Origin of the sequence: Chryseobacterium sp. Mn2064, assembly GCF_049319685.1 — a bacterium.
In the GTDB taxonomy this organism is placed as follows: Bacteria; Bacteroidota; Bacteroidia; order Flavobacteriales; family Weeksellaceae; genus Chryseobacterium.
In genome coordinates this window covers 244,746-270,228 of sequence record NZ_JBMOUE010000003.1, presented here as the reverse complement: position 1 = coordinate 270,228, position 25,483 = coordinate 244,746, and the positions used below count along the sequence as shown (strand labels likewise).

Here is a 25,483-nt window from a genome sequence, read left to right as displayed (position 1 = left end):
GAGGTTTAAATAATATTCACTTCCCGTTCAAGTTCTATTCCAAACTTTTCTTTGACAGAATCTATGATTGCTGTAGAAAAATCAAAAATTTCTTTTCCGGTGGCATCTCCTGTTGCATTTACAATGACAAGGGATTGTAGTTTGTGAGACGCAACATTTCCTACCTGTTTCCCTTTCCATCCGCATTGCTCAATCAGCCATCCTGCAGGAACTTTTACAACATTTCCATTGGGATATCCCTGAATGTTTTCAAACTGTTGCTGTAACGCTTCAAACTGAGCTAAAGGAATTGTTGGATTTTTGAAAAAACTTCCGGCATTTCCAATTTCTTTAGGATCAGGAAGTTTGCTTTGTCTGATGTTAATAACCGCTTTAGAAACATCCTGAATCGTTGGATAGGTGATGCCCAGATTTTCAAGTTCAGTTGTAATCGCTCCGTATTCAGTTTTGATGTGATGATCCTGAGTTGTCAGTTTAAAGGTAACTTCCAGGATAACATACTTTCCTTTTCCTTTCTGTTTAAAAATAGAGTCTCTGTACCCAAATCTGCATTTTTCCAGATCGAAGTTTTGAAGTTCAAGGTTTTCCAGATCGAGAACCAGACAGTTGACGAAAATATCTTTAATTTCAGTACCGTAAGCTCCAATATTCTGCATAGGAGAAGTTCCTACATTTCCGGGAATTAAAGAAAGATTTTCCAGTCCGCCATAGTTTTTCGCTAAGCAGTACATTACAAACTCATGCCAGTTTTCTCCTGCTTTTGCCGTTACAAGTACTTCATGATTGTCTGTAGATTCTTCTGAAATTCCCTTTAGATTAAGCTTAATAGCCAAACCTTGAAAATCTTTTGTCAGAAGAATATTACTTCCTCCCCCAAGAAATAAAATGGGAAGATTCTGGTTTTTAGAAAAGGTAAGAGCATCTTTTAACTCTTCAGTGCTGTGTATTTCAGTGAAGTATTGAGCTTTGGCTTCAACGCCGAATGTGTTATAAGGCTTTAAGGAAAAATTTTCTTGCATATTTTATTGGTATTCTTTTGGAAGAAGTAGATCTAAATGTTCTTTAAGCTGTTGCAATTGCTTATAATGTGTGGTGTCTGCAAAAGAGTTGACGTAGATGTGCGACTTTTTGGGAGTACGAATCTGAAAAGTCTCATCTATTCCATCCACCGACTGCTGACTTGGAGAGCTTTTTATCTGATCAAGCTCTTTACTGTTGAGGTGTGAAACCAATTGTATCCAGGTATTGTTGTCAATCGCTGAAGACCATTCTTTATGGCTGTGATTCGCTGTGGCACCTACTTCTGCAAAAATGGAATCTCGTTTTGCTTTAATAATTTTGTATTCACCAAGTGTACCTCCAATATGAGAAACACTGATGAAGGTTATTTCGTTGGGATCTTTATGATGAACAGTCTGCTTCTGTTTCTTTGTATCACAAGAAAAAAATGCCGACAGCAAAAAGATCGAAAACAGGATTTTCAGATATATATTTTTTGTTGTCGGCATGGTGTATATTTATTTACAGGCTAAATTCTTCTCTGTACTTTTTTAAAGCTTCTTTCAGAATTTCAGCACTTCTTTTTAAATCTTCTTCTTTTAATACGTAAGCAATTCTTACCTGTTTTTTACCCAATTCCGGGTTGCTGTAGAATCCACCTGCAGGGGCAACCATAATGGTTTCGTTGTTTAGAGCATATTTTTCAAGTAACCACTGTGCAAATTTTTCAGTGTCGTCTACCGGAAGCTCAGCTACACAATAGAAAGCTCCTCTTGGCTTAGGGCAGATTACTCCAGGAATCGCATTTAAAAGATCTACCAATACATTTCTTCTGTGGGTATATTCTTCTCTTACTGCTCTGATGTAAGGTCCGTCGTTCTGGTGAGCTGCTGTTGCTGCAATCTGTCCTAAAAGAACCGGGCTCAATCTCGCCTGTGCAAAAAGCATAGCGGCATTACGGATTTTGTTGGAACGGGTCACCATACAACCAATTCTTACTCCGCACATAGAATAACGCTTAGATTCAGAATCAATAATGATGCAGTTTTCACTTAGCTCAGGGAATTCCAACATTGAAATTTGCTGCTTTCCATCATATACATATTCTCTGTATACTTCATCGGAAATGATAACGATATCATATTTTAAAGCAATTTCGGCAAGCTTTTGAAGTTCTTCACGTGTATACAGGTAACCTGTTGGGTTTCCTGGGTTACAGATGATAATGGCTCTTGTTTTTTCAGTGATTTTTTTCTCAAATTCTTCAATCGGAGGTAATGCAAACCCAGTATCAATCGTAGAAGGAACTGCCACTACATTCACATCAAATGTGCTGGTAAAACCATTATAGTTAGCATAATAAGGTTCAGGAATGATTACTTCGTCACCTTCATCACATAGAGTAGAAATGGCAAAGTTCAGCGCCTCAGAACCTCCATTGGTAACAATGAAATTATCTGGAGTAAGGTCTGAAAAACCTAACGATTGATAATACTCTGTAAGGGCTTTTCTATATTCTATATTACCTTCAGAAAGTGCATATTCCAATACTTTTAAATCGATGTTTTTTAAAGCATTTAAAGCGGTTTCCGGAGTTTCAATATCAGGCTGTCCGATATTAAGGTGATATACTTTTATTCCTTTCTGTTTTGCTTGTAATGCAAAGGGAACCAGTTTTCTTACCGGCGATGGCGGCATATGCAGTGCTCTGTTTGAAATATTCGGCATTGTTCAAAAAATTTGTATGACAAAAATAGGATTTAATTTCTCAATAATAAAATTAAGGATCAATAAGAAGCACTTCATTTATTTCATCAATTCAAAAAAAAATAACGAACTGGATGTTGATATTAAATATATTTTCAAAATATGTTAAATTTTTATTAAAAATAATCTTTTTGTATTGAAATTTTTCATAAATTTCGGCTCAAATGTGAATAAAATGGCAATAAATTTATTTTCTAGAGTAGTCCCTGCTATTGCTCTGCTTTCAGCCTCTGTTTTGACGGCTCAAAATTTTCAAAACCTTTATATTGCTTCTGGATACAATGCGGATGTGATCGCCAATGATGTAGGCTCTGCAATGGTCACAACCACTACTGATGTAGACGGGGTTTCCTATGCTTTTGTATCAAGAGATTTCAAGCTTACTGCTACAAGCAATCCTATTACGTATGGTCTTCCCGTTAATGGAGTGATCAATTCAGTGGTTGCTTCCACACCGGGATTAAGTTTTCAGTTGGCAGATTATTATGGCAATAATTCTTTACGAATCAATAGTAATGCTGCTGGGAATAATTCCGGAACTATTGTTTTTTCTACTCCGGTTCCTGCTTTTAAACTGTATATGCTTTCCACCAGTGGAAGTGGTGCTTCCGTCGTAGATGTAACAATTACTTTTACAGACAATACAACACAGGTTTTTACCGGTCAGAGTATTTCAGACTGGTATGACGGAGGTAGTTTTGCCATTCAGGGCATCGGAAGAATTCTCAGAACTTCAAACGGACTAGAGTCCAGTACTACCAATCCCAGACTCTATCAGACTGCGTTTGCTATTGATGCAGCGAATCAAACTAAACCTATCCAGAGTGTAACCGTTACTAAAACAAACAGCTCTGGTGTAATGAATGTATTTGCTTTCTCTGTAGATGCTTTTTCAACCTGTGCAGCCCCTGTATTGCAGGATCCGACAGGAATGACTGCTAACTCGGCTCAGATGACATGGACTGTTCCAACAGGAACACAGGCTGCTAGCCATGATATTTATTACAGCACTAGCCCGACAATTCCTACAGCGAATACCACACCGAGTTATTTTGACGTACAGGGATCATCTTATACTCTTAATAATTTATTACCAAGTACAACATATTATTGCTGGGTAAGAACCAACTGTTTTGGAGCAACAAGTAAAAGTTCGTGGTCATTTTCAAAGTCATTTACTACCTTATGTGGTTCTGTAATCCCTTCTTATACGAATGATTTTAGTACTTTCCCAGGAAATTGCTGGGCGGCTAATCTTTCGGGAGGAACTCCTGACACCAATCCTACGGGAACTAGTACGTACTGGGCACAGCGTAATTTCTTAAATACATCTGCTAATGGTCCTTCTGCTCATATGAACATTTATTCTTCAGGAAGAACAGGTTGGTTCAAAACAGTCCCTTTTAATCTTTCTGCGGGAGGATACAGAGTGAAGTTCAGATATGGAGTCACTACTTATTCCGGTACAGCAGCTTCTGTGATGGGTAGTGATGATGTGGTTCACTTTATGGTTTCCGACAATGGAGGAAGCACATGGACAATACTACAAACCTGGAATGCGAATAATGGTCCATCCAATACTTCAAATGATTTTACGTATAATTTATCCAATACAGGAGCCAATACTATTTTTGCTTTTTACGGAAGTTCAGGAACTACAAATGATAGCCAGGATTACAACTTCTATGTAGACGATTTTACCGTGGAAAATGCTTTGTTGAGTACTTCAGAAGTCAACCGTCAGGTAAAAACCGTAGCCGTTCATCCTAATCCTTTTAAAGATATTCTGTATTTTTCAGATGTAAAAGATTTGAAAAAAGTTACCGTAGGAGATACTTCCGGCAGAATTGTGAAAACAGTGGAAGGTTCTGTTACTGAAATTAATCTGAGTGAACTGAATTCAGGATTGTATTTTGTAACCTTATATTTTAAAGACGGATCGCAGTCTACTGTAAAAGCGATCAAAAAATAATTTTTTGAGTTAATAATTTCCGAAGGTGGCTATACTTTTATAGCTGCCTTTTTTATTGAAATATTCTGAAAGATGATTTGTTCGGAATGTTTCCAAAATTGTTATAAATTTGCGCCGAAACTACTAAGCTATGAATCGAATAAAACTACTCTTTTTAATCCCCATATTTTATTTTCAACATTCCAATGCTCAGCGAATTGATAAAGAAATTATCAGTTTTCAGCTTTTAAAGGAACCCGTTTTTCCTACAGATCTTAGCCATAGAACCTATACCATCACTGTAAAATCACCTTATAATATCACAAAAGATGATGTGATAAGAATTTCAAGAGAAGATTTTCAAAGACAGGTAGATAATTATCAGGCCAATGTGGACGCTGCGAAAATTGAACACAGCGAACGACTGAAAGATTACGATGCCGAAGTCAAAAAACTTCAGGAAAAATACAGGCTGGAATCGGTAGAATACAGCAAATTGTCTGCTGTTGAAAAAATAGCTGCAGCCAATGGAGCTCCCGTTTTAAGGCTGCCTGCAAGACCTGTTCTTCATATTCCGCCAACACCTGTTTACCAACAGCCGGATTTAAGAGATGCTTTAATTGTAGATAATAAAATTCTGGCTTCACAAATAGATGTGTCTGGCTTTTCAAAAGGGGGAAATGATCTTGATATCATCATTGAAATGGAAAGAACTAATTTTCAGGATAACCAGGGGAAAACGTTTGCCAATCAGCCAACAAAAATTACGGCTAAACAAAACGGTGTGGTAAAACTGGATAAGACCTATTTTTCTGATTTTGTTGAAATTGCAAGTGTCCCTTCCAACGAAATCAATCTGAATGCCCAGGAAAAAAGATATTTACAGAGGATCATGGATCGTACAAGGAATGTGATCAACGAAAATTTTGGATATGCAACGTATAATTCCACAGTTACATTGGCAAGTGTAAAAAATAAAGGAGATTATGATGATTTGGAAAAAGCATACATCTACGTTACGACCAATCTGAAAAAACTTCAGGCAAAATCGGACTATCCTCCCAATAAAGTCGCTTTTGAAAACATGCAGAAAGGAATTGATCTTTGGAAGAATGCTTTGACGAAGATAAATTACAACGACAAAAAAGCACTTTATAATCAGAAAATCGGAGAATACATTTATTTTAACCTTATCAGACTGAATATTGCTCTCGGAAATTATCAGGAAGCAGAAAAATACTTAAATGAATTACAAGAGCATCTGGTAGATATTAAACTCTCTTACGATGCCAATCTTGAATTGAAGAAATTAGAAGAAAAAATTTATAACAACTAAAAAAACTATGATTAAACAAATTATTGCTTCGGTATTACTGACCACTTCGGTATATTCCTATGCGCAGACAAAAGTAACGGAAGGTACCAAATTTACCGTTGATGCCAATCTTGAAACAGACAATAAACTGGTATTGGCAGACGATTACAATTCTTATATGTTCAGTGTGATCAATATTGATGGGTTGATGAGAAATGTTTATCCTCACAAGAAATTGTTGATGAGAAAACTGGATCAGAACGGAAGTCTTGTAGATACTTATACTAAAGATTATGCTAATAAAACGAACGGAGTTCTTCACAATTATTTAGGTTCACAACAGATTGATGATGACAAATTTGTAGCCTTTACCGAAGAATATTTCGGAAAAGAAAACAGAAAAGAAGTATTTCAGCACGTTTTCAGCAGGAAAGAAGGAGCATTTACAACAAAAAGTATTGCAAAATATAATATAGAATCTACCAACAAATCAGGAACAACGTATGTCGTATTTTCTGAGAATGGAAAATATGCTGCCGTTTTCAATGACCGTTATTCAAACAAAAAAACAGATAATATCAACGATGCTTTGGTGATTGATCTGAGAACACTTTCTCCGCTTTGGAACAAAGAAATTACATTGAGTAACGATTATGTTGAAAAATCTCTGACGTTAACCAACTCCGGAAAAATAGTTCTATTGCGTAAAGCATCAGGTTGGAAAGAATCTTACAAAATGGAACTGGTTTCCAATAACGAAGATAAAGACCTTCCTTTTGATGATAAATATATTCCGGAAAAATTATATGCCATCAGCAAAAATGATAATGATTATTTGGTGACATTTGGAAGAAAAAATTCTACTGTTTCGATGGGTTCAAGTACCTTTGGGACAGTAATGTTCTATGACATGAAATCTGGAAAAGCTGTAATCAGCAATACCAATCTTGCCGGAAGTAAAGATATGAACGATGTGAAAGTCATCAAAACAATTGTAAAAGGTGATGAGGTTTTAATGGCCGTTCAGCAGGAAACTGTAACAAGACCGATGCCGACTGCAATGAACCGTTTCCCTGATCCTGTGTATTCATTAGATGCAGGAATGTTGATAAAGTTTAACAAAGAAGGCGAAGTAAAACAGTTTGTGGCGGCTGGATCTTCTACAGGAAAAAGAATTCATATTGTGGAGGCAGGAGACAAACTTTATATTTCTGCATTTTACCCGAAAGGAGCATTTGGAAATACAGGCTTCTCTATGAAGACTTTTGATTTCGCAAATTTGAAGGGACAGGAAGTAAGTCTGGATTATAAAGGAAGAAACTTTTTTCAAAATTATGGGTTTGCAGATGGTAATATGATTCAATATGTACCTAATGTCAACAAAATCATGTTCTTGCAAAAGAGCAGTAAAGATGTTCAGATGTACAGCGTGTACAATTTTATAAAATAATTGTATTTTAGAAAAAAATAAAATATGCAGATTCAGTCAGTTTCCATAGAAGATTACATCTCAAAGATTCCAGAAGAAAGACAGGAAGCTTTTAAAAAACTTTTTGATGCGGTGAATGACAATCTTCCCAAAGGTTTCGAAGAAGCAACTAATTACGGAATGATAGGTTGGGTGGTTCCCTTGTCAACATATCCTGCAGGATATCATTGTACGCAAGGAACAGCATTGCCGTTTATCAATCTGGCTTCTCAGAAAAATTTTATAGCTCTGTATCATATGGGACTGTATTCTAAACCGGAAATTCTCGATTGGTTTGTAGCGGAATATCCGAAATATTCCAAGAAAAAACTGGATATGGGTAAATCCTGTGTTCGTTTCAAAAAAGTGGAAGATATTCCTTTTGAACTGATTGCGGAACTCAGCCGGAAAATGACGGTTGAAGATTGGATCGGGATTTATGAATCTCAATATAAGAAATAAAAAAAGCTCTGAAATCAATTGGATTTCAGAGCTTTTTTATGTTGAAAGTGATTGTGTTTTAGTTTAAAAATTAATATCCCAGATTCCTGCTTTACGTTCAAGTTCAATAAGAGCAGCGGCATTGTCTGCAAGAGCCTGATAATAATCCTTTCTGATTCCGTTGTAGGTTCTTTGTGCATTCAGAACTTCCAGAATCGAACTTTCTCCTCTTTTGTAGCTGTAGGTAATTCCTTCAAGAATACTTTTCGCTTCTGTAAGCATTCCGTTATGGAATTGCTTCACTTGTTTTTGAGTGGCAACATATTGTTGATAAGCCTGCATTACCTCCGCTCTTATGCCTTGTTCTATCTGTTGATAGTCTACCTCCGCCTGAGAATGGGCCATTTCAGCTATTTTCAGTCCTGAATTTCTTCGGTTGGAAAATTTAAGCGGAATACTGATTCCCAACTTTACAGCATTTACAGTAGGAGAAGGCGCAATTTCGTTGGTGGCTTCGGTATGACGCTCTGCACCTGCATTGATGCCTAAATCGATTATTCGATTGGCTTTTTCCAAAGTAATCTGACTTTTGGCAACCTGTGTATTTTGTTTGGCTGCTAATAGATCAGCACGTTCATTCAATGCCTGAAGAATAAGTTCGTCAATATTAAAATCTCTGTTGAAAGCATTGAAATCTCCTGTAACATCTCTGCCTGTTATTTTCTTGTCACTCAGAAAAACGGAAAGACCGGTAAGAGATTGCTGTTCCGCACTTTCGGCCTGGTATACCTCGTTTAGAAGTGAAGCAGCCTCCAGTTTACTCTGTTTTGATGTGACTAATGATATCGTTCCAAGGCGATATCGGATACTGTCAGATTTTGCCAGTTGCAGAATGTTTTTATAAGAATCGTGCTGAACTTCAAGAAGAGCTTTAGACTTTAAAGCATCAATATATCCTAAACTAGCATCTGCCCGAAGGTTTCTGAAAAAATCCTGAAGTTGTATTTTGCTCAATTCCGACTGGTTTTTAGCCAGATTGATTCTTGCCTTTCTTTTTCCTCCCAGTTCCAAAGTCCAGCCAATGGAGGTTCCGTACACATAACCCATACTCTGATTCACACCGTTATTGGTTGTTTCTACATCCAGTTGAGGGTCCGGAAACATGCTTGCAGTCTGAATTGCGGCTTGAGCCATACTCACATTGTACTTTTGAGAAGCATAACCGAGATTATTTTTCCCGACTATGCTTAAATATTCCTCAAAGCTTAAAACTTCCTTTTCCTGAGATTTTATCATGCCCGTCATGCTGAAGAATGCGGCAGTGATGATGATCAAATAAGCTCTAATTTTCATCTGGTTGTAAATTTTGTTTTTTGTTACCACGCTCCGCTGTATAATAGATGGCAGGGAGAACAAACAGGGTTAAAATAGTAGAGAACATCAGTCCGTACACAATTACTGTAGCCAGTGGCCGTTGTACATCAGAGCCAATTCCTGTGGCTAAGGAGGCAGGGAATAATCCAATCACAGCCACGGTTGCGGTCATCAGTACCGGTCTGAAACGGTCTTTAGCTCCTTTAGTGACTGCCGGTTTGAGCTCATATCCTTTTTTTCTGAGATCATTGATGTGAGAAATCATAATCACACCATTTTGAATGGCAACCCCGAATAAAGCAATAAAACCTACTGCCGAAGAGACATTCAGAGACATGCCACGGACGTTGAGTGCTAGCATTCCTCCAAATAATGCCAGCGGAACAATAGACATAAGAACCAAGGCTTGCTTAAAGTTACCGAATGCACCATATAACAGAAGAAACATAATAGCTAAAGCCAACGGAACAATAAATGCAAGGCGGGAATATGCCCTGTTTTGGTTCTCAAACTGGCCACCCCATCTGATCTGGTATTTTTCGTGATCATATTTGATGTCTTTTTCAATTTTATTCTGTGCTATCTTCAGGAAAGAAGAAAGGTCGGTTCCTCTTAAATTTAACTTTACGGTAAGGTGTCTTTTATTCATTTCGCGGGTAATTGTACTTTCTCCAGTACTTAACTTTACCTGAGCGACCTGTGACAAAGGAATTTTTGCTCCTGTAGCTGAGGTGAGCATCAAATTTCCGATCTTATCAGGGGTGTCGCGACTATCTTCCGTATAGCGGCATGAAATATCATAGACTTTGTTGCCGATAAAAATCTGGGAAATGGCTTTTCCTCCTAAAGCAACTTCAATAAGATCTGCCACGTCAGCAACATTTAATCCATATTGGGCAATTTTGTCTCGGTCGGCAATGATCTGAAGTTGAGGCAATGGCGGTTCCTGATCAATCGCAAGATCTGCTGATCCCGGAATTTTGTTTAAAGTTGATAGGACATTTTCAGCAATTCTTCTTGTTTCCTTAAAGTCCTCACCATATACTTTTACTACCAGCTCACTGTGTGCTCCTGAAATTTTATCCATTACGCCGTCAATCATCGGTTGTGAAAAGCCTACAGTGAAGCCGGGCATTTCTTTATAATCTGCAGCAAGTTCTTTAATGAGATCAGCTTTAGTTTTTCCGGAAGGCCATTGGTCGTAAGGTTTTATTCCTACAGAAACTTCAAAGTGAGAGGCAGTCCATGGATCGGTTCCGTCGTCATTACGTCCTGCCTGAACCATCATATAAGTGATTTCTGAATGTTTCAAAGTTCGGGCTCTTAACGTATCACTCATTTCTTTAGCTTTGGCGAGAGATATTCCCGGTGGAAGTTGTACCTGAAGCCATATAGAACCTTCATCCAATTCAGGAAGGAAATCTTTTCCTACAGTATAAGACAGAATCCCGGCGGAAAGTAATACAATACTTATGGGTAGAATCACTCTTTTCGGAACTTCCATTATTTTATCAATTCTTCGTCCATAGGCATGACTTATTTTTTCCAGCCATTTGTTGTGATATATTTTCTGAGGCTTACGATAGATGACATAAGCAAGGCCAGGAATCAGGAGCAAAGCAACGGCAAGTGCACCGAATAAGGCGTATCCTACGGTAAAAGCCATTGGGGTAAACAGTTTCTTCTCCACTCTTTCAAAAGCGAATAAAGGAAGATAAGCTGTAATAATAATGATGGTGGAAAAGAAAATAGGCTTGGCCACTTCAATCACCCTTTGGGTAATATTTTTCTCTTCCAGAGCTTCTTCCGGTTTTTCTTCTCTTTTCTTCAGAATGGTTTCCAGCATAACGATGGCTCCATCCACAATGATTCCGAAGTCAATAGCTCCCAAAGAAAGAAGATTGGCCGGAATACTGGTAAAATGCATCAGGATAAATGCAAATAGCAGAGAAAGCGGAATTGTTATGGCAACCAGTAACGCACCTCTCCAGCTGCCCAGAAATACAATCAGAACGATGATGACCAGAACAATTCCTTCGGTAAGCGTATGGGAAACGGTATGCAAGGTTGTATTAACAAGATCTGTTCTGTCCATAAAAGGATGGATCTTTACTCCGGGAGGGAGCGTTTCATTATTCAGTTCTTCGATGGCTTCGTGAACACCTTCCAGCACCTGAGACGGGTTTTGGCCTCTTAGTAAAAGAACAATGCCTTCCACGCTTTCAGGATAATTTCGCTTTCTGTCCGTATAGCCAAGAATTCCTTTTCGCTCCAGGTTTCCATATTTTAATGTTCCTACATCATTCAGGAAAACAGGAACTCCGTTTTCGGTTTTTACTACAATTTTTCCAAGATCATTTAAATCTTTTACCAGACCAATTCCACGGATAACATAGGCCAGGTTTCCTCTGGGAAGCATACTTCCTCCTGCGCTGACGTTATTTTTGGAAATCGTTTCAGTAACTTCGGAAAGGGAAAGTCCGTATTGTTCAAGTTTGTGTGGATCCAGCTCAATCTGAAACTGAGTGGTAATTCCTCCAAAATTGGTTACATCGGCAATGCCGGAAACCTGTTTGATACGTGGAATAATGACAAATTTCTGTAAATCTGTAAGCTCCCGAAGGCTGTGGTTGTTACTTTCGATGATATATCGGTATACTTCGCCAATAGGAGAGGTGAGTGGATCAAGTCCGGGTTGTGCGCCATAGGGAAGAGTAACGTCTGAAAGTCTTTCCTGAATACGTTGTCTTGCCCAGTAATCATCAATTCCATCTTCAAAGACCATTGTGATAATGGAAAGCCCGAAGGTACTTTTACTACGCATCACATGCATTCCGGGAAGTCCATTCAGAGATCGCTCCAAAGGAATTGTGATTTGCTGTTCTACTTCTTCAGCAGCCAGCCCTGGAACCTGTGTTACGACCTGTGAGGTAACGTCGGCAATATCGGGATAAGCTTCTACCGATAGTTTTGTCCAGGAATAGTAACCGAAAAATCCGAGTAAAACGAAGAGGGCGAGCATCAGCCATCTCTTCTGTATAGAGAGTGTAAGTAATTGCTTCATAGTTGTTAATTTTTGTACAAATGAAAGTTCTGCTTAGATCAGATACCCCAACATTTAATTGTACATTTTACATTATTTCGCATCCAGCATATAGATGCCGCCTTCAGTCATGATGGTTTCTCCGGCTTTTAATCCTGATATAACTCTGGTTGTTTTCTGATCTGTTTCTCCTGTAGTGACGGAACGTTTCGCAAACTGATTCTTACCTGTTTTCACCCATACATATTGTGAACTGTCGTTTTGCATTAAAGCGGTAACAGGGATCATCACGGTTTTCTCAGGAGTTGTTGAGAAATTAACAGTGGCATACATTCCAGGCTTCAGCCTTCTGTCAGGATTATCACATTCGATAAGAACTTTTATGCTGCGGGTACTTTCGTCAACAACTTCATTGATGTGATATACTTTTCCAGTGATATTTTTATCGGGATAAGCACTTACTTTTACAGAAACATGATCTCCGGTATTGACGAAACGGATATCTTTTTCTTTTACATCTCCTGAAATCCACACTTTGGACAGTTCTGCAATAATAATAACAGGATCAGAATCGCTTTTCAGATATTGGCCATTGACAATTTTATTAGAAATGATTTCACCACTGATAGGAGCTCTTACGATAAGCGGGCTGCCGATCCCACCTCCTTTGCTATTGTATACCTTCAATGCAGAAGAAGCATTGGATAATGATGTTTTTTTGTTTTTAAAATCTGTTTCTGCTTCGTCCAGTTCTTTCTGGATTCCTACACCATGTTTTACAAGATCCTGCTGGCGTCTGTAATTTTTTTCTGCAAGCTGTACATCATTCAGAGCATCCGTGTAATCTTTCTGTACTGAAAAATAATCGGAAGAAAGGATTTCGAAAAGAGGACTGTTGGCAGATACATTTTGCCCCAGACTTATAAATGACTTAGTAATTCTTCCTGAAAAAGGACTGGCAATTTCTGCATAATGATTAGGGATTGCCTGAATAGTTCCTGCGGAAACCACTCCATCACTGTGATCCTGTTCGGTAACCATTTCGGTTTTAATTTTTTTGAAAACAGGATTGCTTTCGGGAACAATGACATTGTCTCCTTTTACCAACAGATCCTGGTCCTGGGGAGCTTCACTTTTAGGGTTTTTGCAAGAGATAGCAAAGGCCAAAAGTACTATCGTTACTACTGTTTTTCTCATATAAGATGTTTATAACCACTAATTTAATTTTAATTTTTCGTTTTATTTCAATGCTGAGTGAAAATTTATTGTAAACTTGAAAGGTTTTTTTCGTCTATAATATTTCTTTTTTTCTACAGATATCCGAATTGCTTCAAACGTCTGCAGAAAAAGTGTTTTTTAATTACAACCACTGTCCGAATTTTTTGATAAACCACTGTTTTACAAATTGGGTAAGAATACAGTATCCTGTTAAAATAGCAACCAGATAAGGGAAATAGCTTAAAGGAAGTGGCTGCATTTTGAGATACACGGCTAGCGGAGTAAAAGGAATCAAAATTCCAATCAAGATAATGAGACTGGTTAGCGCAACTACAGGAGCGGCTGCCCAACTTTGTATAAAAGGAATTTTTTTCGTTCTGATAATATGTACAATAAGTGTTTGAGAAAGCAAACCTTCTACAAACCAACCTGTTTGAAATAAAGTTTGCTGCTCAGGAGTATTAGCTTTGAAGATAAAGAACATTACTGCAAAAGTCATATAGTCAAAAATGGAACTTAAAGGCCCTATAAAAAGCATGAACTTCTTGATGCTGCCTGCTTCCCATTTTTTTGGTTTTTCCAGAAAATCTTTATCCATCGTATCCCAGGGAATGGAAGATTGAGATACATCGTAGAGTAAATTCTGAGTAAGAATCTGCAAGGGAAGCATGGGTAGAAATGGAAGGAGAGCACTGGCCCCAATCATGCTGAACATATTTCCAAAATTACTGCTGGCTGTCATTTTTATATACTTGATGATATTTCCGAAGGTTCTTCTTCCATAAATAACTCCGCTTCTTAGGACCATAAGATCTTTTTCCAGAAGGATGATATCTGCACTTTCTTTGGCAATGTCTGCACCGGTATCTACGGAAATTCCAACATCCGCTTCTTTAATGGCAGCGGCATCATTAATTCCGTCTCCCATAAATCCTACGGTATGCCCTTTAGATCGTAATATTTTTACAATACGCTGCTTTTGTAAGGGACTTACTTTGGCAAAAACGGAGTAAAGATCCATATCCTTGCTGAGCTCTTCATCACTTATATTTTCCAATTCATCACCCAGCATAATGGTATTGATGGGAATTCCCACATCATGGCATATTTTTTTAGCCACAATATCATTGTCTCCTGTGATGACTTTTACTTCTATGCCTAGCTTATGCAAAGCTTTGATACTTGGTTCTGCAGAAGGTTTGGCAGGATCAAGAAATCCTATGAAACCAGTCAGAGTAAGATTATTTTCATCAGCAACCGAATAGTTCAGCGGATGGTTTCCATCAAATTCACGGATGGCAACCAACAGCACGCGTAATCCTTCTGCATTAAGTTTTTCAGACATTTTGATAATCTGCTGCTTCATGGCATCATTCAATGGAACAATATTGTCATTTTCAATATGCAGACTGTGATCTTCTCCAGGATCTAAGGCATACTGACAAAGAGAAAGCATTTCTTCCACAGCACCTTTTGAAATCATCAGATGTTTTCCTTGTGAAGTATTTAGAATAACAGACATTCTTCTTCTTTCAAAATCAAAAGGAATTTCGTCCACTTTCAGATAAAGTTCATCTGCTTTTAAGAGGTTATGAACTTCAGCGTGGTCCAAAACTGCCTGATCGAGAAGATTTTTAAGGCCAGTCTGGTGGAAACTGTTGAGGTAGGCCCATTTCAATACTTCATCATCTTCAATTCCGCGAACGTTGAGGTGAGTTTCCAATACAATTTTATCAAGAGTAAGAGTTCCTGTTTTATCGGTACAGAGAACGTCCATGGCTCCAATATTCTGAATAGCATTCAGACGTTTAACGATCACTTTTTTCTTACTCATGTTAACGGCACCTTTGGCAAGATTTGCAGTAACGATCATGGGAAGCATCTCAGGAGTAAGACCTACAGCGACAGCGATGGCAAATAATAAAGCCTGCAGCCAGTCTCCTTTTACAAGTCCGTTGATAAGAAAAATAACGGGAGTCATCACCAACATGAAACGGATAAGCAGGAAGCTTACTTTGTTGACTCCAATATCGAAGGCCGTCTCAGGTCTTTTAGAAACAAGACTTCTGCTGATACTTCCGAAATAGGTGAAAATACCGGTGTTTGCAACGGCTACCATTGCGGATCCGCTTACAACATTGGTTCCCATATAGCAGATGTTTTGCAGACTAAGAGGGTTTTTGTGTTGTGCATCATGAATGGGGAAAGCATTTTTTTCTACGGGAAGAGCTTCTCCTGTAAGAATAGATTCGCTTATAAATAGGTCCTTGCTTTTCAGAATCCGGCAATCTGCAGGAACCATATCTCCGGCAGAAAGAATAATAATATCTCCGGGTACAATTTCTGTAATTTCTATTTCTTCGCTTTCTTTGAATTTTCTTTTGGTAAGGCAGCTGGTTTTAACCATTTTTTTTAAAGCCTCGGCAGCCTTATTGCTTCTGAACTCCTGTATAAAACGTAAGGTGGTACTGAAAAGCAGCATCACTGAAATGATAATACTGGTGCTGAGGTCCTTTTCTTCTGCAGGGACAAGGATCACATCTATAAAAAGAGAGATCACGGCTATACAGGCCAGAATATAATTGAAAGGGTTAAAGAAAGAATGGGCAAACTGCTTCAGCCATGAAGGTGCTTTCTGAGTGGCAATCTCATTCTTTCCATAAATTTTCAATCGGTCTTTTACCGTATTTTCGCTGAGTCCTTCTTCTGAAGTTTCAAGCATGGCGTATACCATTTTTTCGTTCTCTGCAGCGGCTTCTTTCAATTTTACGAGAGCTGCTGAGTTGAGATTTTTGTTTGAAGATTTTTTTAACATCGCTTCAATTATTTCAAATGTTATAAATCGTTTTCTGTTCCTATAATTTCCCAGCTTACTTTGATGACTTTATCTTCGATTGTCAATCTGCTGGCTGTTTTTTCCATAAAGCTATCCTGTGGTGTGGAAGCATGAACTTCTGCAGTGATGATGGCATTTTCAGGGACACCGTTATCATCGCTGGTAAGAGATTTTAATAATACTTTATCATTCCCACTTAAAGACTGCATCAGCTGTACACGGACGTGATTTTCTACCTCACTTTTACATTTAATGCTGATTAAATATTCTGTATAATGATTTCTGCTGCTGATTGTATTGCTAAGTCTGAGTCCCAAAGGGCGGAGAATAACGTGTGTAAGTATGATAAATCCACTGGTGATGGCGGCTTCAAGTGGGTATCCCATTGCACTGAGCGCACCTACAGATGCAGAGCACCAAATGGTAGCGGCAGTATTAAGGCCTCGTACAGTAAGCCCGTCTTTCATGATGACGCCACCTCCCAAAAAGCCGATGCCGCTTACAATATAGGAAGCAATTCTTCCGGTGGCATCCCCTCCAATTCTAATGGAAAGAAGTACGAATGCTGCTGAGCCCAGGCATACCAGAGTATTGGTACGAAGGCCAGCACTTTTTTGCCGCCATTGGCGCTCGAAGCCTATACTTGCGCCCAGGGCAAATGCTGTGAAAAGACGGAGTGTAAATTCTAATGTGGTCATAACCTTTCTGTTTTATAGCATTCAGCTGATATACAAAAAGGTATAAGGGTGAATGCTTAGTTGTTGCAATAATGGGATGAGTCTGTATCCATAGGGGTTTTTGTCTGCTGCAAAGGTATTCCTCTTTTTAGAGGAAAGCTGTTAGAGAAACTTTAGAATATTATTAGAAAATGATTAGAGATTCGGACCTTCGAAAATGAAGCGATTTTCAGGATATTATATAAGGATCTGTTTTTTAAGACATAAAATCGATAACTTTGTAAGTTATCCCCTTTTATAGTGATGAACTTAGGTTTTTGGTTGTTTAGTGAACGATAAATTTTATAGATGAAGAAGTCAAACATTGCAATACCCGCTACACTTCTCGCCATTATATGTGTGCAGGGAGGTGCTTCCATTGCCAAGCAGCTTTTCCCTGCTATTGGCGCCATTGGTACAGTTACTTTAAGAATTGTACTCTCAGCTATTTTGCTGACGGTAATTAACCGACCTAAGTTTCTACAGTTTACAAAACAGAATTGGTTGTACTGCGCTTTATATGGAGTAGGGTTGTCTGCGATGAATCTTATCTTTTATATGGCGATCCAGAGAATTCCTTTGGGATTGGCAGTTACAGTAGAATTTGCAGGACCTTTATTTCTGGCACTTGTGCTTTCCCGTAAAGTGTTGGATGTCGTTTGGGCATTGTTGGCCTGTGCAGGAATTCTTCTTATTGTCCCATGGAAAAGCGATCATGTCGATTTGGTCGGGCTTGGGCTGGCTTTTCTGGCCGGATTATTTTGGGCCGTTTATATTGTGATGGGTGGAAAAGTTTCCAAAATGATGGACGGAAAAGATGCCGTTACAACAGGAATGCTGTTTGCCAGTTTAGTGATTATTCCTTTTGCCATTTGGGACGGGGCTGTTTTCAGTCTTACGCCTGCCATTTTTGTAAAAGGTCTTGGTGTTGCCATTCTGTCCAGTGCTTTACCATTTTCGTTGGAAATGATGGCTTTGAAGAAAATTCCTGCCAAAACCTTCAGTATTCTGATGAGTCTGGAACCCGCATTTGCTGCGCTTTCCGGATTGATTTTTCTTGCAGAGGAATTGTCTTTTCTGCAGTGGATTTCTATTCTCTGCGTGATTGGTGCCAGTATTGGGACAACCGTTTTTAATAAAGGGTTGAAAGGATAAGGTTAAAAATATTTTTCATCAGGTATAGAAGATTTAAACTTCTTTGTGATGGAAAATCGCTGTAAAAACAGTTTTATGATCCTCCGAAGCCACCTTTAATTGAGCATGATGAAGATGAATGATTTTTTCGGTAAGATATAAACCGATTCCGTACCCTTTTTCCTTTCTGGAAGTTTCGCTTCTGTAAAATGGTTCAAAAATATGTTCCAGGTCTTCCGGTGATATGGTAATTCCTGTATTCGAAAAGCTGATGTAGAGTTTTTGGAAATCTACTTTTACATCTATAGAACACATATGTTCAGGAGAATATTTACAGGCATTGTCTATAAGATTATTAAATGCCACATGCAGCAGATATTCATTTCCCTGAATAACAAGCTGATGCTCATCTATCGTACTTTCAATATTTAAAGAAACTTTATACACAGAATTTTCTCTGATAATTTTAGTATAAGATTCCAAAAGAACTTCATCGAGGCGTACTTCTGTAAAGCTGATTTCGTTGGGATCATAGCTCGCTTTGGCAAGATCCATCAGGCTGTTGGAAAGTTTTACCATATTGCGGGCATCATCCAGAGCATAACGAATTGTTTGCTGATACTGCTCTTTAGTCAAATCTTTTTCAGAAGCAAGTTCCAGCTCTGTAATAATGGCAGACAAAGGCGTTCTGAGTTCATGTGAAATATTGGAGACAAAATGTTTCTGAGAATCAAAAGAATTTTCCAGGCGTTCCAGCATTCCGTTGAAATTTTGTGCCAGCTCATTAAGTTCATCCTTTTCTGCTGTTGTTTTTAATCTTAACTGTAGCTTTCCGGCGGTAATTCTCTTGATCTGAACTACCATTTCACTCAGGGGGCTTAATGCTTTTTTGGAAAGAAAAATTCCAGCCAGATAAATCAGAACCAGAATACTGATGAAAGATGCAATACTAATGGTAAGAAGATGAGAAAGGTAATCATAGCCGTATTTGTCATAAGCAGCGGCAGTTACAGCATAAGATTTTCCATTGTGATGATACACCATTCCAATAACCTGTAACTTATTCAGGAAAAAACTTATCTTTTTCTGTTGATAAACATCGGAAAGCATCTCCGGAGTTTCTTTTACGTAATCCACTTTAGCATCATCGTGATAAATCAACTGATTGTTAGTATCATAAATGGCAACTTGAACTTCATTAAGGGTTCTGTTGTTATTCTGATACAGTTTATGCATTTCCTGTTCCGGCAGAGAACTTTGAAAATACAGATCCGCCTTGGCTATGGCTTCATTTTGAAGTTCACTGTAAAAAGATTTTTCCCTGGCTTCTTTTGAAGAATAATAAATGGAAATACTGTAAACACTTAAAAGCATTGCCGTAATTAAAGTAAAAAGCAGCGTAAGTCTGGTTCTTATTTTCATCCGTTTATTTTTATTGAGTACTGATGATCTTTAAGCTAAACCTGTTTCGTAATCTTTTTTTAGGATAAATCCCATTCCGGCTTTGGTATGAATAAGTTTACTTTCGAAATCCTTATCAATTTTTTTTCTGAGATAATTTATGTAAACATCGATGAAATTGGTTCCTGTGTCAAAGTGGGTTTCCCATACCTTTTCGGCAATTTCACTTCGGGAAAGAACTCTCTCGGAATTTTCCATCATAAATTTCAGCAGGTTGAATTCTTTGGGGGTTAATTTAATAGGATGATGATCTCGGCTTACTGTTTTCTGCTCAAGATTCATTTCTATTCCTTCATATTTTAAAATAAAGACCTTTTGCTGTTTTTGGTTTGAAAAGCGTTTGAGCAATACCTTAATTCTGGCTGCCAGTTCACGCATCTCAAAAGGTTTGGTCATATAATCATCGGCTCCGGCATCAAATCCTTCCAGTTTGTCATCTGTCGTTCCGAGTGCGGTAAGCATGACAACGGGAAGATTGGGTTTTAAGGCTTTTATTTCATTACAGAATTCGAGACCGCTTTTTTTCGGAAGCACAATATCGGTGACTACCAGGTCAAAATTATTCTGCAAGGCCAGTTTCAATCCTGTCATTCCATCATAGGCTGTCGTAACATTGAATTCAGATTCCTGAAGTCCTTTTGCTATAAGTTTGGAAAGCCTGTCATCGTCTTCAACTAATAAAATATGTGGCATAAGAATGTTGGAATGTTTAGGTTGATAAGAAGAATCGTTCAATAGGTTACACAAATGTAATGATTTCTATTTTGTAATTTTGGCACCGAAATAATAATCGAATGTCAGAATTTAAAATACTTTCTCATCAAACAACAAAAAAAGCTTTTGTTGCAGGACTTCTTTTCTTTTGGGTTATCAGCATAATAAGTTGCAGTGCCTATCACAATTCATCTCTTAAAAACGGAGATCTTCTCTTTGTAACGGCAAAAGAGACAGGACTTTCCGGAGCCATTAATAATGTCACTCAAAAGCAGAAAACAGCGTCTTTTGATCATATTGGCATAGTAGAAAAAGAAGGAAACAAAATGTTTGTACTGCATGCCGCCCCAAAAGGAGGTTCTCAAAAGCAAAGTTTAAAGGATTTTGTTAAAGATCAGCAAAACGATGGACAGAAAGTTGTTGTTTACCGTTTGAAACCGGAATATCAGCAAGGGATTCCAAAAGCACTTGAAAAGGCCAATACAATGCTCGGGAAACCTTATAATTTCAATTATATTTTGGATGACCATTCCTATTACTGCTCAGATTTTATAGAAAGAGCATTCCGCGAAGAACATATCTTTAAGTTGGAACCTATGACGTTCATTGATCCTAAAACAGGAAAAACCAATACATTCTGGGAAGAATTTTATCAAAAGAAAAATATAAAAGTACCTGAAGGAGAGCCAGGATGTAATCCCAACGGACTGGCAGGATCTGATAAACTGGAAAGAATAAAAGAACTTTAAAACTCAAGAGAAGCTGAAAAGCTTCTTTTTTTGTTAAAATTTAAAAAATACTAGTCTACTAATTTGGTGGACTAATATTTTTTTATATTTTTGTCACAGATTTAATGCAGAATGCATGACGATCTGGTAATGTTTAACCAAAAATGTTTAGCAATGATTACAACTAATCCCGGCCTGCAGGTTTTGCAAAATAAATTGAACCTGTCTAAAAAAGAATTGATCCTGGAAATAGAATTGAATGGCAAAATGAAATTTGAGCATTTGATGAATACCATCTACAATCAATTGGGAATATGTCATAGAGTGTTGTCTGCTAATGTGGAATATGTGAACGGCTACAGTTTTGGTACAGTACAGTTATATATTAATGTAAATTCAGAGGACTATCAGCAACTGGAGTTTTATCTGAATAAAAATAAACTTTTGAGTACAACCGTGGAGTATATCTGCAGAAAGTATTCTTAAGAGAGATTCATATAGTTTTAATTACTCAAAGTGTCTGATTTCTATCAGGCGCTTTTTTTCTGTCTTGATTTCTGGAAAAGAGAATACAAAAAAAGCGTTCAGAATAGTCTGAACGCTCTATTTCAATAAAAATAATTTTAAATTCTCTCGATATCAGCACCAATGGCTTTTAGTCTTCCATCGATATTTTCGTATCCTCTGTCGATTTGCTCGATATTGTGGATAATTGATTTTCCTTCAGCAGAAAGGGCTGCAATCAGAAGAGCATTTCCTGCTCTGATATCAGGAGAAACCATGGTTGTTCCTCTTAGTGGAGCTTCCTGGTTTAATCCGATTACTGTTGCTCTGTGCGGGTCACATAAAATAATCTGTGCACCCATATCAATTAATTTATCCACAAAGAATAATCGGGACTCAAACATTTTCTGATGAACCAGAATACTTCCTTTGGCCTGAGTAGCTACTACCAGAATAATGGAAAGTAGATCGGGAGTAAATCCTGGCCACGGTGCATCTGAAATGGTAAGGATAGAACCATCAATAAATTTCTGAATTTTATAATGTTCCTGAGCCGGAATATAGATGTCGTCTCCACTTTGCTCAAGCTGAATACCCAGTTTTCTGAAAGTATTCGGGATCACTCCCAATTGGTTCCAGTTTACGTTTTTGATGGTAATTTCAGATTTTGTCATTGCGGCAAGACCAATCCAAGAACCGATTTCCACCATATCCGGAAGCATGGTGTGTTCAGTTCCTCTAAGATAATCTACTCCTTCAATGGTCAGAAGGTTAGAACCGATTCCTGAAATATTAGCACCCATTCTGTTCAGCATTTTACACAATTGCTGAAGATAAGGCTCACACGCTGCGTTATAAATTCTGGTTTTTCCTTTAGCCAGGGCAGCTGCCATTACGATATTGGCTGTTCCGGTTACAGAAGCTTCTTCTAAAAGAATGAATTTTCCTCTTAGTTCCTTAGCTTTTAAAGAATAAAAATATTCTTCTTCGTCATAATTGAACTCTGCACCCAGTTCTACTAAGCCCTGGAAGTGAGTATCCAGTCTTCTTCTTCCTATTTTATCACCTCCCGGAGTAGGCATATAAGCTTCTCCGTAACGAGCAAGCATAGGACCCATCAACATAATTGACCCACGTAGCTTGGCGCCGTCTTTTTTGAATTCGTTGGATTTTATATAATCGAAGTTAACCTGATCAGCCTTGAAAGTATAATCTCCCTGGCCATTTTTAGTTACTTTAACTCCGAAGTCACCCAAAATTTCAATCAGTCGGTTAACATCATGAATATCCGGAATATTTTTAATTCTTACTTCCTCGTCCGTTAGCAAAACCGCACATAAAATCTGTAGAGCCTCGTTTTTAGCCCCTTGTGGAGTAATTTCCCCCTGCAGTCTTTTTCCTCCTCTTATCTGAAATGTTCCACTCATTATTTTCTGTTTTTATGATTGTTATTGTGCCTTCTTTTGTTAGGCTGGTTATTATTATTTTTATTATTGTTGTTGTTCCTGTTGTTATTGCTGTTATTGTTATTTCGGTTGTTGTTATTACTTGTATAATAGATTTTACTTTTCTCAAGAGAATCTATTCCAGTAAGATCTAACCTGTTTTCAGACAATTCCTTCAGGTGGCGGAAGATGACATCATCAGTTACGTGTTCCTTGTTATATACATTATAAGACTTCTTCATATTGTTGGCAATTACCTCAATCAGGGCCTCTTTTTCATCACCTTGCTGAAGTTCAATGGCTTTTTCAATGAGTTGAAGAATACTTTTTCCGTAAAATTTAAAATCACCCTGAAGTTTTGGATATTCCATTCTTTTTGGTTTTTCTGCCAGCTGTTCTCTGGTAGGGAATGGGTAAGGTGATTCTACATCCAGATCATATTCTGCCAAGATAAAAAGATGATCCCAAAGTTTATGTTTATAATTTTCCTCGTCGCGAAGTTGTGGGTTTCTCTGACCCATAAAATCGATGATTGCCATAGCCATTTCATTCCTTTCTTCTTTGGAAGGAAGTTCTTTACAGCGCTCAACCAACTGTTGTATAATTCTGCCGTATTCCGGCATATGAAGCTGAGTTTTTTGGGTATTGTATTCCATAGTATGCAAATATATGGATTAAAAGAAAAATTGTTTCGAGAATATTAAAAATTTATGATTTTTTAATGAAAATTTCAAATGATAATTGTTTTGTTTTATTGTTGAAAATTAAAATATTTCCCTTTGAATTGAATTTGTTTTTAATAAAATTGTAACTTAGTTATTATATTCATAATTATTATTTACGATGAAAAAAACATACTTTTTCCTTTCTTTACTGGCATTAGCTGTTGTTCAATCTTGCCAGAGCAGTGATGAATCTCTTACGGAAACTTCCCCGCAGCAGGAAGTTCATAATAAAACCGTCAATGTGACCAATCATGATGGACGGCCATTCAGTACCGGTTCAGGATCAGGATCTGTACAGGGTAAATTTGTTGCTGGTCCCGGAGGTGGAGTACTCATGCAGGGGTTCTACTGGGATGTACCTGATGGAGGGAATTGGTGGAATACCGTAAAAGATAAAATAACGGCCTGGTCCAATGCCGGAATTGGAGCCGTATGGCTTCCCCCAGCTTCCAAAGCTCAGAATGGGGCTTACTCTATGGGATATGATCCTACCGATTATTACGACTTTGGAAATTTTAACCAAAACGGGAGTGTAGAAACACGGTTTGGTTCAAGGGCAGAGCTAGAAGCCTTGATTACCAAAGCTCATGCAGAGAATATGCAGGTATATGCAGATATTGTGATCAATCATAACAGTGGCGGACAGTCTGAAGCCAATCCTTATACAGGAACCAATACCTGGACCAACTTTTCAGGAATTGCTTCGGGAAAATTTCCAAGAAATTATAATGATTTTTATAAAAACGCCTATGGTAATAATGATGAAGGAGCTTTTGGAGGCTTTCCGGATTTATGCCACGCCAATCCATACGTACAAGATTGGTTATGGGGAAGAGATGATTCTGTGGCAAAGTACTATAAAAATGTCATGAAGTTTGACGGATGGAGATTTGACTACGTTAAAGGATTTGGACCATGGGTTGTTAATACCTGGAATTCTAAAGTGGGTGGATTTTCCGTAGGAGAATTATGGGACTCTAATGTCAATACACTGGAATGGTGGGCTAACAATGCCAACAGTTCTGTATTTGATTTTGCAGCCTATTATAAAATGGATGAAGCCTTCGATAACGGTAATCTAAACGTCCTGAATGATGATATGATGTGGAAAAGAAATCCTTATAAGGCGGTAACCTTTGTGGCGAACCATGATACTGATATTATTTATAACAAAATGCCGGCCTATGCTTATATTTTGACGCATGAAGGGTATCCAACCATTTTTTACAGAGATTATGAAGAATGGCTGAATAAAGACAAACTCAATAATCTGATCTGGATTCACAACAATAAAGCAACTGGGACAACTTCTATTCTGTACACCGACAACGATGAATATATCGCAAGACGTAATGGATATAACGGAAATCCAGGATTGGTTGTTTACATAAACACTTCGTCAAGCTGGCAGGAAAGATGGGTAGAAACCAATTGGAGCAACCAGCAGATCAAAGATTTTACAGGAAGTTCAAGCTGGTATCCGACTACACAAGGTGATAAGTGGGTGAAAATTCAGTGTCCACCGAATTCATATTCTATATGGTCTTTGAATCAGTAATCTGAAAATATCTTGTCAGATAAATATCTTCATCATAAAAAAGACTGCTTCAGCAATGGAGCAGTCTTTTTGTAATCTTTAGTATA

The 25,483-nt window shown here is 37.9% G+C and carries 20 protein-coding genes; 8 read left to right on the top strand and 12 right to left on the bottom strand.

The window, feature by feature from the left end:
• Positions 1-5: 5 nt before the first annotated feature.
• From murB to ACL9RH_RS13725, 3 genes are read right to left on the bottom strand one after another with little or no spacing between them, the layout of a single operon-like run.
• Positions 6-1,019 carry a UDP-N-acetylmuramate dehydrogenase gene (gene murB / locus ACL9RH_RS13735; RefSeq protein WP_422693939.1) on the bottom strand — a complete coding sequence of 338 codons (1,014 nt, stop codon included), beginning with the start codon at positions 1,017-1,019 and terminating at the stop codon, positions 6-8.
• A 3-nt stretch (positions 1,020-1,022) separates the two neighbouring features.
• Positions 1,023-1,508: a hypothetical protein gene (locus ACL9RH_RS13730; protein WP_422693938.1), complete on the bottom strand. Its 486-nt coding sequence runs from the start codon at positions 1,506-1,508 to the stop codon at positions 1,023-1,025.
• Between the two features lie 13 nt (positions 1,509-1,521).
• A complete protein-coding gene (locus ACL9RH_RS13725; RefSeq protein WP_422693937.1) occupies positions 1,522-2,727 on the bottom strand; it encodes a pyridoxal phosphate-dependent aminotransferase in 1,206 nt (401 codons plus the stop codon).
• A 214-nt stretch (positions 2,728-2,941) separates the two neighbouring features.
• Between ACL9RH_RS13725 and ACL9RH_RS13720 the strand changes: the two genes are divergently transcribed.
• The 4 genes from ACL9RH_RS13720 (at position 2,942) to ACL9RH_RS13705 (ending at position 7,962) form a co-directional block, all read left to right on the top strand.
• Positions 2,942-4,738, top strand: a complete 1,797-nt coding sequence (locus tag ACL9RH_RS13720; RefSeq protein WP_422693936.1) for a T9SS type A sorting domain-containing protein — start codon at positions 2,942-2,944, stop codon at positions 4,736-4,738.
• 130 nt (positions 4,739-4,868) lie between these two features.
• Positions 4,869-6,053 (top strand): hypothetical protein, encoded by a 1,185-nt coding sequence (locus tag ACL9RH_RS13715; RefSeq protein WP_422693935.1) that lies wholly within the window; start codon positions 4,869-4,871, stop codon positions 6,051-6,053.
• A 7-nt stretch (positions 6,054-6,060) separates the two neighbouring features.
• Positions 6,061-7,482 (top strand): hypothetical protein, encoded by a 1,422-nt coding sequence (locus ACL9RH_RS13710; RefSeq protein WP_422693934.1) that lies wholly within the window; start codon positions 6,061-6,063, stop codon positions 7,480-7,482.
• Between the two features lie 24 nt (positions 7,483-7,506).
• Positions 7,507-7,962: a DUF1801 domain-containing protein gene (locus tag ACL9RH_RS13705; RefSeq protein ID WP_422693933.1), complete on the top strand. Its 456-nt coding sequence runs from the start codon at positions 7,507-7,509 to the stop codon at positions 7,960-7,962.
• A 63-nt stretch (positions 7,963-8,025) separates the two neighbouring features.
• Here ACL9RH_RS13705 and ACL9RH_RS13700 read toward each other — a convergent pair whose 3' ends face one another.
• The 5 genes from ACL9RH_RS13700 to ACL9RH_RS13680 form a co-directional block, all read right to left on the bottom strand.
• Positions 8,026-9,294, bottom strand: a complete 1,269-nt coding sequence (locus ACL9RH_RS13700; RefSeq protein WP_422693932.1) for a TolC family protein — start codon at positions 9,292-9,294, stop codon at positions 8,026-8,028.
• On the bottom strand, positions 9,284-12,379 hold the full coding sequence (locus ACL9RH_RS13695; protein WP_422693931.1) for an efflux RND transporter permease subunit: 3,096 nt from the start codon (positions 12,377-12,379) through the stop codon (positions 9,284-9,286). Before ACL9RH_RS13695 ends, ACL9RH_RS13700 begins: the two co-directional genes overlap by 11 nt.
• A gap of 72 nt (positions 12,380-12,451) precedes the next feature.
• Complete coding sequence (locus ACL9RH_RS13690) at positions 12,452-13,555, bottom strand: efflux RND transporter periplasmic adaptor subunit (protein ID WP_422693930.1); 1,104 nt, start codon at positions 13,553-13,555, stop codon at positions 12,452-12,454.
• Between the two features lie 163 nt (positions 13,556-13,718).
• Positions 13,719-16,391, bottom strand: a complete 2,673-nt coding sequence (gene mgtA / locus ACL9RH_RS13685) for a magnesium-translocating P-type ATPase (RefSeq protein WP_422693929.1) — start codon at positions 16,389-16,391, stop codon at positions 13,719-13,721.
• Positions 16,392-16,411: 20 nt separating this feature from the next.
• Positions 16,412-17,110 carry an MgtC/SapB family protein gene (locus ACL9RH_RS13680; protein ID WP_422693928.1) on the bottom strand — a complete coding sequence of 233 codons (699 nt, stop codon included), beginning with the start codon at positions 17,108-17,110 and terminating at the stop codon, positions 16,412-16,414.
• Positions 17,111-17,437: 327 nt separating this feature from the next.
• Here ACL9RH_RS13680 and ACL9RH_RS13675 point away from each other — a divergent pair, with 327 nt between their 5' ends.
• Positions 17,438-18,283 carry an EamA family transporter gene (locus tag ACL9RH_RS13675; RefSeq protein WP_422693927.1) on the top strand — a complete coding sequence of 282 codons (846 nt, stop codon included), beginning with the start codon at positions 17,438-17,440 and terminating at the stop codon, positions 18,281-18,283.
• 33 nt (positions 18,284-18,316) lie between these two features.
• Here the strand turns inward: ACL9RH_RS13675 and ACL9RH_RS13670 are convergent, their stop codons facing one another.
• On the bottom strand, positions 18,317-19,684 hold the full coding sequence (locus tag ACL9RH_RS13670) for an ATP-binding protein (protein WP_422693926.1): 1,368 nt from the start codon (positions 19,682-19,684) through the stop codon (positions 18,317-18,319).
• 30 nt (positions 19,685-19,714) lie between these two features.
• Complete coding sequence (locus ACL9RH_RS13665) at positions 19,715-20,416, bottom strand: response regulator transcription factor (RefSeq protein ID WP_422693925.1); 702 nt, start codon at positions 20,414-20,416, stop codon at positions 19,715-19,717.
• A gap of 101 nt (positions 20,417-20,517) precedes the next feature.
• Here ACL9RH_RS13665 and ACL9RH_RS13660 point away from each other — a divergent pair, with 101 nt between their 5' ends.
• Positions 20,518-21,186, top strand: a complete 669-nt coding sequence (locus ACL9RH_RS13660; protein WP_422693924.1) for a YiiX/YebB-like N1pC/P60 family cysteine hydrolase — start codon at positions 20,518-20,520, stop codon at positions 21,184-21,186.
• Positions 21,187-21,339: 153 nt separating this feature from the next.
• Positions 21,340-21,651, top strand: coding sequence for an NIL domain-containing protein (locus ACL9RH_RS13655; protein ID WP_422693923.1), 312 nt, complete (start codon positions 21,340-21,342; stop codon positions 21,649-21,651).
• 137 nt (positions 21,652-21,788) lie between these two features.
• Here the strand turns inward: ACL9RH_RS13655 and murA are convergent, their stop codons facing one another.
• Together murA and ACL9RH_RS13645 are read right to left on the bottom strand one after the other, a co-directional pair.
• Positions 21,789-23,096: a UDP-N-acetylglucosamine 1-carboxyvinyltransferase gene (gene murA / locus ACL9RH_RS13650; RefSeq protein WP_422693922.1), complete on the bottom strand. Its 1,308-nt coding sequence runs from the start codon at positions 23,094-23,096 to the stop codon at positions 21,789-21,791.
• Positions 23,096-23,770: a DUF4290 domain-containing protein gene (locus ACL9RH_RS13645; RefSeq protein WP_422693921.1), complete on the bottom strand. Its 675-nt coding sequence runs from the start codon at positions 23,768-23,770 to the stop codon at positions 23,096-23,098. Before ACL9RH_RS13645 ends, murA begins: the two co-directional genes overlap by 1 nt.
• A gap of 187 nt (positions 23,771-23,957) precedes the next feature.
• Between ACL9RH_RS13645 and ACL9RH_RS13640 the strand changes: the two genes are divergently transcribed.
• Complete coding sequence (locus ACL9RH_RS13640) at positions 23,958-25,397, top strand: alpha-amylase (protein ID WP_422693920.1); 1,440 nt, start codon at positions 23,958-23,960, stop codon at positions 25,395-25,397.
• Positions 25,398-25,483: the final 86 nt, after the last annotated feature.